We start from the raw sequence: 14,035 nt of genomic DNA on the forward strand, positions 1-14,035 counted from the left end.
TACCACGTCTAGGTTCTACCATTGGCGTTTTTCCCAAGCCTACCCCTTTTTAGACTTGTGTAGCAACTAAAGTCTCGCACTGAAAGTGCGTAGTTTCGACTAGCGTTTTGGGACAATGAATAGAAGAGCTAGCGGAACTAACCTCTCTTTTGAAGCACTTCTTGGCACAATATTTCCTAAGATTTGCTGTCTAAATGTCAGCACTGTACAGCCAACAGCGTAACTATTTTTTCCAAAAGACTGTTACAATTTTTCGCAGTTACTAGCATCATTCACTAATATTTTATAAAAAATCCGAAAAAATACTATTTTTCTTTTTTGTTTACTAAATGTTAACTTAATTGGTTTTATTACCAAAGTGATTGACAGCAGGCTCTAGTAACGAGTAAGTAAGTTGATAATTGTAGAGATGTAAGTAAAGCTATGGCACTAAGAAACGGAAGAAGATCTGCAACTGGTTTTTTGAGAGATTTTCAGGAATTTATTGCTAAAGGAAACGTTGTCGATCTAGCAGTTGCTGTGATTGTTGGTGGCGCATTTGGCAAAATTGTCGATTCTTTTATTAAAGATATCGTTACCCCAGTGATTTTGAGTCCTGTCTTATCTGCTGCTGGAATTAGCGAACTGGAAAAATTGTCACTTAACGGCATTAAGTACGGTGTATTTTTAGCGGCAGTCCTAAACTTTCTGGTGATCGCGTTTGTGATTTTCCTAATGATTCGTGCCCTCGAAAAATTTAAACGCAAAGAGGCTGCTGCCGAAGCCGAGGTTGCTGCCGAAGTGGATAACACTCAAGAACGGCTGGCAACAGTTTTAGAAAACCTCACGGAAGTCTTAAATCGCAACCGCTAAATCAAATTTATCACTCTATCTAGCCTCCTCTTGGCAACACTTGCGAAGGGGAGGCATTCAATTGCGAGATTAGCGCGTCCCTTTCTATATCAAGCCACGACCGATCGCTCTACCAAGCCTTGAAGAGCATCATGTAAATCCTCAGTGACCTTACTAACGCATTCCTTTGCTGCTACGCGACTCGATTGATAGGTGGCAAAGCGATCGCCGATCGAGATCGGCTCCCCAATCGATAAAATCAGCTTGCGATCGCCCAAATAAGGAGTTTTACCAAAGTTCTCAGTTTTAACCCGACTCAAGGCTCGCCAGATCAGTAATAAAGTTTCGGCATAGCGACTAGCACTAGGTAGCTCGGATACGTAATTACCTGTAACCGAAACAATACTTTCGGCAATTCGCATGTGCCACTGACTCGAAAAGGCTTCTTTTGCCAGTTGATCGGCAAATCCACGTTCCAAGGTTGAGATCGAATCGAGGTCTTTAAAATCAGCGCGAAAAATCCGATCCCAGCCTGCTTGTTCTAAACGGCGACAGCGATCGGTAATTGTTCCTTTGGATGGTATCGCAAATTGAGATTCCGATACCCGCAAAATATGATCTAACACAATTTGAATGCGATCGCCTAGATCTTGAACCTCGGAAATGTTGGTGGCTGGGGTATGGGATGGATAGAATTTTTGATAATGATCGCTGACATATTTCACCAGATAATGCCCGACTGCGTAAAGACGTTCGTAACGTTCTTCGTGTGCGATCGGGGGCTTAACCATGCCACAGTCCCGTTCGATGTGCATCAACATGCGATCGATATTCTCCCAAGATGCGGGGGCATATTCGTATTGCAAACCAATCGGCAGAATCACGACATCCTCAGAACGTCCTGCTTTTGCGAGGTCTTCTGCTGCCCAAAATCCGATTTGAGCGATGCCTGGCTCTAGTTGACCTACGAGTTCGCTCTGTCCGTTTGTTCCACCTTCGGGTGCCATGGATATGGGGAATCTTCCATCAATCATTTGCTTGCGAATCGCTTGTAGCCCTTGCCGATCTAGTTTGCCGCGAAAGATGGGAATTCCACCCAGTCGTGGAAAAAGCCAATTGACAATTTCGCCCGCCCATAGAGGGATACCGCGATCGTAAACAAAATTGGAATGCACGGGCTGAGTGAACTTAACGCCCATTTCTCTTGCTTTTGCCTGAATTCCATGGGAAAGAAGGTAAAGCATGCTGAAGTGATCGTCTGTGGTGGGATGACGAAAGGCAAAAAGATATCTCGTTTTTCCTGCTTGAAATGTTTGTACAGCTTCAACTAAGCGTTCCATGTTACGGGATTCAATCTTAGAAATTCCACATTTCCACCGTATCCACGCAGGTACTAGCAATCTTAGCCATCGCAGCAAATTAATGTCAAAGCTGGGCGGGTAGTATGCGAGAGGGGGTTGAACGCGATTAAGATCCACTGCCATTTCAAAAGCTCAGTACAAATAATGGGTATTAACTCAGAGACTAAAATAGCCTATTTCCGATCGCTTAGACGGCGATCGCTGTGCCAATATTGATTCTGTCCCTTAGAAACCTCGAAAAACCTAAAGATATCTTGGAGAACAATCTGGTTGGGGCTTAGGTTGCATCGATAGGTGCTAGACCAAAAAGAGGATTTTCTCTGGACGCGATCGCTGCGTGAATGGTAACTGAGGCGATCGTATGGGCTAACTGCCGAGAAAAAGCTTTTGGGTGGGTAAATACCCTCAAAACCGAAAAAACTTTAGGTTTGGGGTTGCAAATCCAAAAAACTGTGGTATTAAGTTGTACGTGAAAACATCAATATGTCTTCTTAGCACTGCCAAATTGTCTTACTTAGTATTTTTTGGATTGTTCAAACACTAAAAATTTAAGGACGCAAAAGTAAGCAGAAACGTCAAAGCTAAGAATTATTATTGGAGACGCATTCACAAATCCGCAATCTATAAAAGCGAATTCACCGAAACAATGAATTCGTATCTTGTTCAATTTATATAGATACCTAACGTCAAATGAATATAGAAGAGGCGCTGGTCTTGATCGACCGAGGCGTACCTAGAGGCTTGAATACAATTCAAGAACTTGTGGTTCGTCATACTTGGGAAGATAAAACGTATCACGAAACTGCTGAGATTTGTGGCTATGATGCTTCCTACATTCGGGATGTGGGCTACAAATTGTGGCGTACTTTGTCTGACAGTTTCGGAGAGAAAGTAAAGAAAGGTAACCTTCACGTCATTTTAAGAAAGCAGGCGCAAAGAGCTTTACAGGATCGAATTTCGCCGCGCCAAATTTCGCAAGATATACAAGTTTCGCAAGATATGTCAGATCGGCATTCAGAGCGAGAACGCTCCGATCTCATCAGCGAACTCAGCCCGAATGGATCGAATGTGATCGATTTTCAGAAAGCTGTTGCCAGTAAGCAGAGAGATTTGGGTAATGGGATCGCTTCATCAGTTCTGTTAACAGATATTGCTGTAGAGGAAAGCGCGATCGATGCTTTTCCTGACAAACTTGATGAATTAGAACGCAATAATACCGATCTCATCATGAAAGCCTACAGCAAGAATTCTTTGAGTGGGTTGCAGGAATTGCAAGTTATGCCTTTAACCACGATCTCAGAGATTACCTACAAAACGAACGAATCATCAGATTTACAGGTTTTGCAAAGAGTTTTAGCCGCCGAACGTCCTGCGGGTTTGGCAACATGGAACCACCGCATACTTTGGTTAAATAATCTGTTGGCGCAACATTTTTCTGAAGCTAAGACACAAATTCGCGATCGCTATCTTCCCTTTTACTGGATGGAAGGGACTTTAGAAGAGTTGTATTACGAACTCAAACACCAAACATCGATCAGAAAGCGATACTGCGCTTGGCTTAACGATACGCAATTTGCCGAAATTGATTCAGATTTTGAGGTCGTTCAAATTACTGATGACTGGAATCAGACGATTGATGCTCGGTTAGAATTTGTGAATGAGATGAAGATAATTAAGCCTCCTACGGATCTTTTGCCTCCATCACAGCGCAAAGCCTTGGCAAAAAAGATGCGAGTGGACCTTTCCTATCAACTTATGGGCTGATTGTTTGGGGGATATGGACTCCCCCTTTTGACCCTATACTATGTGATACCCATTTCACTTAAATTTGCCAAAGATCGAGGTTTGAGTTCCGTGCTCCGCGCGGTCTTTTAAAAACAATGCGTCGCATTACTTTTTGAAAATGGTATGAGGTGCAGATGAGCTACATCATGGTTGACGTAGAGGCAGATGGTCCAATCCCTGGAGACTACTCGATGATTTCCTTTGGTGCGATCGTGGTTGAGCCATCCCTATGCCGAACGTTTTACGCCCAACTCAAACCAATTTCAGAGCAATGGATACCAGAAGCTCTAAAAATTAGTGGTTTCACGCGTGAGGAAACACTGACATTTGACGAGTCTCAAACAGTAATGGAACAGTTTGCTGCTTGGATTGAGGCTGAAAGCTCTGGGCGAACTTTCTTTATCTCAGATAATAATGGGTTTGATTGGCAATTTATCAATTGGTATTTCCATCATTTTTACGGAAAGAATCCTTTCGGATATTCATCAACGAATCTAGGTTCGCTTTATAAGGGTCTGGTCAAAGATACCTTTGTCAACTTTAAGCACCTGCGAAAAACTGCCCATACGCACCATCCCATAGATGATGTGCGCGGAAATGCGGAGGCACTTTTGCAACTCAAAGAGAAGTATGGGCTCAAAATCAATTTGACGTAATCTGGAGCAATTCTATGGGCAAGAATTCCTTGAACTCCCATACAATGTACTTTCCTTAAAGACCCCTGAGAATCGCGGTTTCAATTCATTCTCTGTTCAATGAATTGGCAAATGCATGGAGTTAAAGTAGACTCAGACAAATTTGGTTATTGATGCAGCCTTGCCAATGTTGAGAAAGATTACAGCTAAACAATCCTTTGATCGCGTTTTGAGAGATGTAGCGATCGCTTCGATCTCAGGTTATCAGCGTTATCTCTCGCCCTATAAGGGGTTTTCTTGCGCTCATCGGGTTTTGCATGGTAGCGAATCCTGTTCTGCTTATACAAAACGTCAAATTGCTGAGAAGGGCTTATTGCAGGGACTAAACCTATCGAGATCTAGGTTTTATGCCTGTAAGCAGGCAAGTGAAATTTTAAATGCGCCGCGATCGGAAATATACCTCGCGACAAAACGCACCCCGCCCAAAGATCCATATCCTCCTAAACGCAACGTACCATCCAAGGCATACTCAAGAACATCTAAACAGAACAGTCCAAATCAGCCTAAACAAAAAAACGCGAATCAATGCATAGCAGACGAATGTTCGACCCTAACGGTAGACTTTTGCTGCGGTAGCGATCGGCGCACAGGGCTCCCAAATGTTTGTTCCTTTTTCTAAAGATGCTGCGCGAGCTTTTAGATATTGCCTATCTGCAAGAGCGGGTATGCTCTTTGCGCTTTTTAGAAGATCTGAATATCTATGGAGCAGGCTGGAATCCGAACGGATTACTTTTCTGCAATGCGATCGAGCTTTTCGCGAATCGAGAGTTGAATCAGCGATCGCAACAGACCAATCAAAGATAGCCCTGATAGCATAAACGCCGCGATCGCCCAGCTAACATAGCCCCCACCTGCACCTACCAACAAGACTGCCCCCGATAAGAGCGTAAATCCCGTCAAGCAAGCATAGATCAGGCTCTTAACGGCGAGATGAATGCGTTTGAGCGTGCGATCGCTTTCTGTAGACCGCACCTGAATCATCAGTTCACCTCGGTCTAGTCGATCTTCCAACTTACTTAAAAAAACTTCCGTGGCACTAGGCTGATTGAGCTTATAGGTAATAAAATCTCTAGCTTGTCGGGCTAACTCTCCTAATACATTTCCTTGCCCCTTGGCAAGGGTTAGGCTGCGCACAAAAGGTTGAGCCGCTGCGGTCAAGTTATACTCTGGGTCGAGAATGCGTGCAATGCCGTCCAAGGTTGTCAGCGACTTGAGAATGTAGGTCATTTTGGCTGGAAGGCGAAAAGGCTGCTGCTCAAACATGGAAACCAGTTCGCTTTTCATCTGCTCGAATGCCTTGATATCCACAGGACGCTCGGTAAACCGATCTAACACAAATTTCATCATGCGCTTGACAGGACTCATATCAGGTACAGATTCAATCAAACCCATGTTGGTGAGCATGTCGATCACCTCATTGCTATCTTTTCTCAGCACAGCAAAGAAGGTCTTGACCATCTGGTCTTTATCTAGGGATTGAACTTCAGCCATCATGCCATAGTCATAAAAAATCAGATTGCCATCCTGACTGACCGCCAAGTTGCCTGGGTGCGGATCGGCATGAAAAAAGCCATCTTGGAGTAATTGTTTGAGATAGGCGCAAATCCCCAATTGATTGATTTCCTTAGGATTGAGTCCACAGGCTTCGAGGGCTTGGCGATCGTCAACTTTAATCCCTGGCACATATTCCATCGTGAGGACTTGTGTGGTGCTGTACTCCCAATAGACATGAGGAACAACGATGCGAGGGTATCCCTTAAAGTTTTGACGGAAGCGATCGGCGTTTTTACCCTCTTGGGAATAGTCAATTTCTTGATAGAGGACGGTGAAAAATTCGGCATAAATGCCTTCGAGTTGATATTTTCTCGTCCAAGCAAAGTAACGGCGAAACACCTTTAAAAGCTCGCCGATCGCATGTAGATCTAAATCAAATAATTTCTTTAGCCCCGGACGTTGCACTTTTACCACGACATCTTCACCCGTGTGCAACCTTGCTTTATGCACTTGCCCCAAGCTTGCCGCTGCCAGAGGGGTGCGATCGAAATCTCGATAAATCGCGTGAATAGACTTACCTAGCTCAGTTTCGACAATCGTAATCGCTTCGGTCACGCTAAAGGCGGGCACATTATCTTGTAGTGCTGACAATGCCTCGATATATTCAGGTGGTAGTAGATCGACGCGGGTTGAGAGCGATTGCCCCACTTTAATGAATGTTGGTCCCAGTTCTAGCAGATTAGATACCAACCAGTTTGCCCGACGCTTGCGCGTATCTGAAGAGGCATTTTGCCAGAGGTTATCCCACCAGATAAAAAACAGAAATGTGAAAGCCGTCGTGAAAACTTCACGTTGTCGCGCCAAAGGCGAACTTTTTACTCTTTGCCAGCGCAGTGGCTTAGGGTTAGGAACAACAGTTGTGAGCATGTCACGCTTATATTTAGTGCTGATGCTGCCAATATCTTAACTATTTCTGTGAGATTGTGCTGTTTCTTTCCCAAGACTAGGATTTGATGTTTCCCCCTCACAATGTTCAGTTTACCCGTAATTGATAGGCAAACAATCAAGCTAATTAAATGCAGGCAAACTTGCTATGGTAAGATCGCACAAAAAGATGGTGGTTCTGCCTAAATTTTTTTTGGTTAAATTTTGAGTTGGACAGTTAACAGTAACGGCAGAAAATTCCCAAATATTTTAGAGGTGTAAGCGAGGTACAAGCATGGGTGAAATTACAAGAGAGGAGATACGCGAGCGGCTGGGTAATATCGATCAAATTCGAGACATTATTTTTGGCGCACATTTGCGCGAATATACTAGCCGACTCGATAAATTAGAGTCCGATCTGGGCACAATGCAACAAGAAGTGCGCGATCGCATCAATGAAGTCAAAAATGTCCTCTCTATCGAATTAAAATCCGCAGTGGACTCGATTGATAAACGGCTAAAGGTAATTTCCTCAGCAACCCAAGAGGAAAGTGCCGATCTGCGCCAGCAGATCGATCGGGTAAATCGCAAATTTACCAATGGCATCGAAGCCCTTGATGAAGCAGTTGAAACCCAAAAGAATGCCCTCCGCGAAGAACTCACGGATACGCGAGATCGACTGCAAGAAGATATTCGAGAATTGAGAGCCCATGTGTTTGAAGAACTCGACAGACACTTCTCAATGCTCAAAGAGGTGAAGGTTTCCAAGGATGATATGGCAGAGATTCTGTTTGAATTGGGCATGAGGCTTAAGGGAACAGAATTTGTGCAAGAACTGGAAGAAGCGGCTGAACTCGACTATGAGGAGCTTGCACTACCAGAAGCTGCACCTACACCTGCCCCTGCACCTAAGCGTAGTAGTTTGAGTCCAGATGATAGCTCCAGTAATACTAGTACTACTGCCAGCACGTCGGGCAAAACCTCTAGCCGTTCGACACGATCGCCCAAAGCCTAAATTTCGACCAATTGGGATTTGTGCGTTTTTTGCGTAGCATCATAAGTTTAGGGGCGATCTATCGGTTGCCCCTATCTTAATAAGTGAGATTCCTGTAATCTAGATCTTTAACGAACTAGTGTCATAGCCAATGACAAAAGAGTTTCCAAACAACACATTTGAGTCAAATGCCCAGCAAGATCCTGACTCGCTTGATTCTTTAGAGAACTTGCTACGTTTATTGGCAGATCTCAGCATCATCGAGCGTGCTAAAAGAGAAAAAGCTGCAGCGGAAATCCAGAAAGCTACCCTCCCAAACTCCGAAGCCCAAAACGTTAAAATCCCCAACGCTACACCTAAAAACTCCGAAGCCCAAAACTCCGAAGCTTACAGATCCAAACTACCAAAGCCTCACCTCCCAGAACAGAGCAATCGTGGGATTTCTAACGGGAATGGACAGGATTACCAAAGCGATCGCATGAGAGAAGCCCCCAATACAGAACCCTCTCCTATTTCTAAACTTGCAACCAATGATGATTTAGCCCGCGATCGCTTACCGATTCAGAAAGCTGAAATTCAGAACCTCAGAACTCCAGAGCAAAGCAATACAAGGAATGCTAACGGGAATGGGCAGGATTACCAACGCGATCGCATGAGAGAAGCTCCTAGTGCGGAATCTTCTCGGATTTCCAAACTACCAACGAACAATTTCGGGCGCGATCTTCAAAGCTCTGAACTATCGCCGCGCAAAACATCAGATCGAAGAGATTCAGATCGTTCTAACGGCAATGGACAAAAACGCGATCGCAGGTCAGAAATCCCTGCGGCTCCCATGGTGGCAGAGCAAAATTCCTACCGCGATCGCATTAAAAAAATCTTGGCGATGCCCGTGCAGTCAGACTCCTCATTTCTTGAGAAGCTTCAGAATGCCAAGCTAGAGAGCGATGCATCCCCTGCCATACCAAGCTTGTTGGATGACATCAAATTCCTTGAAATCCCCAGCATTCAGCTAGAAGAGGTTCCCGCTGATTTGCCGAGTCCAACGAAGCCACCTCAAAAGCCCGTTCAAATCCCTCCGTTGGAAACTCAATCTAATATTTCACCCGAAGCAGACATGGGCGCATTTCGTCACCTATCCAAATTATTAGGCGATCTAAATGGCTTGGATAGTACGAGAAATTTAGAAGATACTTCTATCTCAGATGAGAAACCTAAGGCGGTTGATGAGACTGCTCAGCTACAGGTTCTACAGAATATTTTAGTCGAGCCAGAATTAATTCAAGTTCGTAACTTTTTGGAAACGGTAGAACTGAAGTTAACGACCTTAGAACATCAGGTGAATGACCCCGCTTTAGAACTGAAGCTCAAAGAACTGGAAACCCAGATGAGCGACACCTCAGAGATCGGGGATATGCAGAGAAAAATGGCAGAGATGGCAAGTCAGCAAACAAACTTGTTAACCAACTTTCCCACAGAACTAGCCAATCTCAAACAGCGATTGATGGATGTCGAGCAGAATCTCTACGAGCCCGAACAACTTGTGAGTTTGTTAATGCCAGTAATTGTCGAACTGCTTAACCGTAAGGTGACAGAGTCTAAGGAGGATATTAGCCAAGCGATCGTGCCGATCATTGACAGCGTAATTTATCAACGCACGCAAGAAGATAAGGTCGCTATGAGCAATGCTTTAGCTGAGATTATTCCCGCTGCTATCTCTCAGCAGATTCAAAACTCTCCCAAAGAAATTGCCAAAGCGATCGGTCCTGAAATTGGTGCTGCCATTCAAGAACAAATCCGTCTAGATAAAGATGTGATTGCCAATGCGCTTGCCCCTGAAATGGGAGCAGCAATTAAACAGCAAATCTTGTTAGAGCGCGATGCCATGGTTGATGCGCTCTATCCTGTGATTGGGAACACCATCAGCAAGTATCTATCGGAAGCCATTCGTGCGATCAACGAGCGTGTTGAGAGAACCTTTAGTCTAGAAGGTATGCAACGCAAGATGCGAGCTAAGATGCAAGGGGTATCTGAAGCCGAATTGATTCTCAAGGAGTCCATGCCCTATGAAGTGCAGGCTGTGTTCTTAATTCAAAAAGGTTCTGGTTTGGTGATGGTCGATCTACAGAGAAGTAGCGACGATCCCGAAGTTCCAGCTTTAGAGTCAGACATGGTTGCAGGGATGTTAACGGCAATTCGCACCTTTGTAAATGACTGTATTGCCCGTTCGGGTAATGTTTCTGAATTAGATGAGATTGACTATGGCGGTTCCAAAATTGTTTTAGAAGTAGCGGGATATTGCTATTTGGCAGTGGTAATTCAAGGGGAACCCGATAAGAAATTTATCTTAAAAATACGCAATACGCTTTCGGAGTTGATTCAGAAACATGATAAGTGGATCGAGCAGTTTGATGGCGATTCCAGCACCATTCCATCGGCAGTGTATAAACTGTTGCAACCCTTACTCGACAAGCCCGATCCCGAAAAATCCACAAAATCAAATCGAGGTTTATTGATTGTTGGGTTCGCGTTGCTGGGGCTCATCCTTGTACCTTGGGGCTTTTATCAATATCGCAGCAGTGTCGATCGCCGCCTTGAGGCAAAAACTGCGAATGCGATCGCTTCCACCCCTGAGTTGGCGGTCTATCGCCTAAATGTAGCTGCCAATGGAGATAGGCTGCAACTCTCAGGACAATTACCCAACCAATATCTGCGCGATCGCGCCGCCCAAGTAACCCAACGAGTCATCCTCGCCGAAAATCCCCAGTTAACGATTGATAATCAGATTTTTGCGGTCGATGTTCCCCCCGACCCCCTACTTGCCGCCGCAGAGGTACAGCGCGTTACAGCGATTTTAAATCAGACGGCAGGAACCGCGATCGCGACCAGTTTTAAAGGAGACAAGATTACGATTACGGGCAAAGTGACCGAACCCGCGATCGCCGATCGGATCACCCAGTCCCTCGCCCAGATCCCTGGGGTTAAATACATCACCAATACGGTTACCATTCAACTCCCTGAAATCAAAACGCGCATCTATTTCTATACTGGCTCTGCCGACCTACGCCCCGAAGATATGGCAAGAATTTTGGAGGTCAGTGCCTTTTTAGAGCGCTATCCCAACTATAACCTCAAGATTTTGGGTAGAAGCGATCCCATCGGCGATCCGTTTTCCAACCAGCAGTTAGCAAGCGATCGAGGGCAATCGGTCTATGATGCACTCGTTCAACGTGGTGTAGATCGAAAACGGTTACAGGTCATTGGCTTAGACCATCATCTCAATAGCACCGATCCCAAAGAACCGCTATGGATGGCAAGGAGGGTAGAATTTATGCCTGTCTTATCTGTCCGCTAAATTGCGTGGTGACCGTCATCAAGTTGTCAATTTCCAATTCTCTCGTATCTATCAGAACTGACCATAGCAGCCATAATCTCGATATACTGCTAGGAAGCAATATTTTACCTTTGAGGGCTGTGTAAGCTGAATTTATGTCAACCATATCGAAAAAAATGTGCATGATTGGTGACTTTGGCGTCGGTAAAACCAGCTTAATTCGCAGATTTGTCGATCGCGCCTTTAGCGATCAATATCTATCGACGGTGGGAGTCAAGATTTCTCGCAAAATGATCGAACTATCCGACAATAATCAGCAAGATAAGGTAGATTTACAGGTGCTGATCTGGGATATTGAAGGAAGCACAAAATTTAAGGCGATCGCGCCTAGTTATCTACAGGGGTCTAAAGGTGCGTTGATTGTTGCCGATGTCACCCGTCCTGAAACGATCGCAAACCTATCGCAACATATTCAGCTGTTTCTATCGATCAACCCCAAAGGGTATGCGATCGTTGCCCTCAATAAGGCTGATTTGGTAGAACCCGAAAAGTTAGCAAAACTCTTAGAAATTTATCAGTTTTCCGATCAAAGTCGTGTCTTGGCGGTCAAGGCAACTTCTGCGAAACTCGGTGACGGGGTCGATCAAATTTTCCACAAGCTTGCCTATAGTATGGTTCAGCCAGAATGAATCCCAAACCCACCAAACTGCTTCTACCTCATCATATTGAGTACCTCATCGTAGATCAGAACTTGGTGATTCAATCCACTTCGGCACAGATTGCACGCTTTGTAGAAGTAGAAGAAGATATCGAGATCGGTCAAGATGTCCGATTAGCGTTTCCTGAACTGTTTGGCTATGAAGAAATTTTGATGGCTGTATTAAAAGGCGAGCAACCTAATTTCGAGCTAAAAGCAGTGACGCGGATCTTTGAAAATCTACAGCCAGAAGAAATTGAGGACTTTAATATTTCCTTAGGGGATGCTCAAGAGAGTTTAGACGCGTCCAATCCAAAATCCCAGATTTATATTGATATCTATGTCAATCAAGCCCGAGATCTAGCTGATGGTCTAGTCGTGTTTGTCGAAGAAGTTACCGATAAGATGACACTCGAACAAGCGCTCGTTCAAAGCCTCAATGAAATGCATCTGCTGTCAGGGGCTTTAGATACTTCCAGCCACTACATCGAGCAGATCGTTACCTCCATGGCAGAGGTTTTGTTAATTGTTTCCCCCTCTGGCAAGATCAAAACGGTCAATCAAACTGCCCAAAGTCTATTTGGCTACAAATCAGAGGAGCTAGTTAACCAATCCCTGTCGGTGCTAAGCAACGATCCTAGGCTGCTGATTCGAGATCTACAGCAAACTCAAAGGGTTGAAGCCGTCTGTCGAAAAAAAAATGGTGAATGCTTATTGATTTCGTTCTCTTGTACGGTTCTTAGCATGGAACCAGATAGTTTGCCTTCCTTGCTTTACATTGGTCGTGACATTACCGATCGCAAACACCGCGAAGTCAAACTCTTAGAAAATGAAGAGCTATATCGTGTCTTGTTTGAAAGCGCGATCGGGCTTATGTTTGAAAATACGAGCGATCTGATTCAGTGGGTGACACCTGAGGGGCGGTTTGTGTATGTAAATCAGGCTTGGCGCGATACGTTAGGCTATGTGTTAGATGGTGACAGCCCTCCATCGATTTTTGAGATTATCCATCCTGACTGCCAAACAGAATTTCGCGAAAGTTTTAATGCCATTCTTGCGGGTGAGAGCATGGAGCAAATTGTGGCAGAACTGATCGCCAAGGATGAGCAAAAGATCTGGGTCGAGGGCACCATTAGCTGTAAGTTTAACGAAGGTAAGCCCATGGCGGTATTGGTGGTTTTTCGCGATGTCACTCCGCGTTTAAAAATTGAGGCACTTTTAAATCAAGAAAAAAGAAATACTGAACGATTGCTATTAAATATCTTACCTGCGCCAATTGTTGCCCAGCTCAAGCAATTAGTTCCCAATGCTGCAAATATTTATCCAAGTGAGGCAGTAATTGCCCAACATTTTGCCGATGTAACGGTTCTATTTGCCGATATTGTTGGCTTTACTCAAATTGCTTCTTCGCTCAACCCAACTACCCTAATCGATTTACTGAACAATATCTTTTCTGTTTTCGATCGCTTAACCGAAAAACATGGTCTAGAAAAAATCAAAACGATCGGAGATGCCTATATGGTCGTGGGGGGACTACCAGTCCCAAAACCCGATCACGTTGAAGCGATCGCGGATATGGCATTAGATATGCAGGTGGCGATCTCACAGTTTAAACTGGCAGGCAGTCCGTTTAGAATGCGGATTGGTATCCATACTGGGCCAGTAATTGCTGGAGTGATCGGAATCAAAAAGTTTATTTACGATCTCTGGGGTGATACGGTCAATATTGCTAGTCGAATGGAGTCGCAAGGTAGCCCGCAAAAAATTCAAGTTACGGATACTACCTATGAGCGCTTAAAAGAGCAGTATATTTTGCAAGAGCGCGGTATGGTGCGAATTAAAGGGAAGGGAGATATCAAGACCTATTGGTTGATAGGTAAAAAATAGATAAGAAATAGGCAAAAAACAGATAAGAACTAAGGG

At 44.5% G+C, this 14,035-nt stretch carries 10 protein-coding genes; 8 read left to right on the plus strand and 2 right to left on the minus strand.

All coding sequences use genetic code 11. From position 1 onward, the window contains the following. Positions 1-423 precede the first annotated feature (423 nt). Complete coding sequence (mscL, locus tag ACP2WE_RS21415) at positions 424-852, plus strand: large conductance mechanosensitive channel protein MscL (protein ID WP_425217566.1); 429 nt, start codon at positions 424-426, stop codon at positions 850-852. A gap of 89 nt (positions 853-941) precedes the next feature. Here mscL and ACP2WE_RS21420 read toward each other — a convergent pair whose 3' ends face one another. Beyond that, positions 942-2,315 carry a 1-acyl-sn-glycerol-3-phosphate acyltransferase gene (locus tag ACP2WE_RS21420; protein ID WP_425217567.1) on the minus strand — a complete coding sequence of 458 codons (1,374 nt, stop codon included), beginning with the start codon at positions 2,313-2,315 and terminating at the stop codon, positions 942-944. Between the two features lie 567 nt (positions 2,316-2,882). Here ACP2WE_RS21420 and ACP2WE_RS21425 point away from each other — a divergent pair. From ACP2WE_RS21425 to yidD, 3 genes are all read left to right on the plus strand, one after another. Then, complete coding sequence (locus ACP2WE_RS21425) at positions 2,883-3,956, plus strand: helix-turn-helix domain-containing protein (protein WP_425217568.1); 1,074 nt, start codon at positions 2,883-2,885, stop codon at positions 3,954-3,956. Positions 3,957-4,111: 155 nt separating this feature from the next. After that, a complete protein-coding gene (locus ACP2WE_RS21430; RefSeq protein WP_425217569.1) occupies positions 4,112-4,633 on the plus strand; it encodes a 3'-5' exonuclease in 522 nt (173 codons plus the stop codon). A gap of 166 nt (positions 4,634-4,799) precedes the next feature. Next, positions 4,800-5,291 (plus strand): membrane protein insertion efficiency factor YidD, encoded by a 492-nt coding sequence (gene yidD, locus ACP2WE_RS21435; RefSeq protein WP_425217570.1) that lies wholly within the window; start codon positions 4,800-4,802, stop codon positions 5,289-5,291. A gap of 107 nt (positions 5,292-5,398) precedes the next feature. Here yidD and ACP2WE_RS21440 read toward each other — a convergent pair whose 3' ends face one another. Further along, entirely contained in the window at positions 5,399-7,093 is a 1,695-nt protein-coding gene (locus ACP2WE_RS21440) for an ABC1 kinase family protein (RefSeq protein ID WP_425217571.1), read from the minus strand. 292 nt (positions 7,094-7,385) lie between these two features. On the opposite strand from ACP2WE_RS21440, the gene ACP2WE_RS21445 reads away from it, so the two are divergent. The 4 genes from ACP2WE_RS21445 to ACP2WE_RS21460 all read left to right on the plus strand — a co-directional run bounded on the left by ACP2WE_RS21445 (position 7,386) and on the right by ACP2WE_RS21460 (position 13,999). Next, positions 7,386-8,105 (plus strand): hypothetical protein, encoded by a 720-nt coding sequence (locus tag ACP2WE_RS21445; protein ID WP_425217572.1) that lies wholly within the window; start codon positions 7,386-7,388, stop codon positions 8,103-8,105. A gap of 130 nt (positions 8,106-8,235) precedes the next feature. Next, a complete protein-coding gene (locus ACP2WE_RS21450; RefSeq protein ID WP_425217573.1) occupies positions 8,236-11,436 on the plus strand; it encodes an OmpA family protein in 3,201 nt (1,066 codons plus the stop codon). A gap of 134 nt (positions 11,437-11,570) precedes the next feature. Further along, positions 11,571-12,104 (plus strand): Rab family GTPase, encoded by a 534-nt coding sequence (locus tag ACP2WE_RS21455; protein ID WP_425217574.1) that lies wholly within the window; start codon positions 11,571-11,573, stop codon positions 12,102-12,104. Beyond that, a complete protein-coding gene (locus ACP2WE_RS21460; RefSeq protein WP_425217575.1) occupies positions 12,101-13,999 on the plus strand; it encodes an adenylate/guanylate cyclase domain-containing protein in 1,899 nt (632 codons plus the stop codon). The genes ACP2WE_RS21455 and ACP2WE_RS21460 overlap by 4 nt, the downstream gene beginning before the upstream one ends. Positions 14,000-14,035: the final 36 nt, after the last annotated feature.

It is taken from the genome of Tumidithrix helvetica PCC 7403, assembly GCF_965232925.1.
Taxonomy (GTDB): domain Bacteria; phylum Cyanobacteriota; class Cyanobacteriia; order Pseudanabaenales; family Pseudanabaenaceae; genus Tumidithrix; species Tumidithrix helvetica.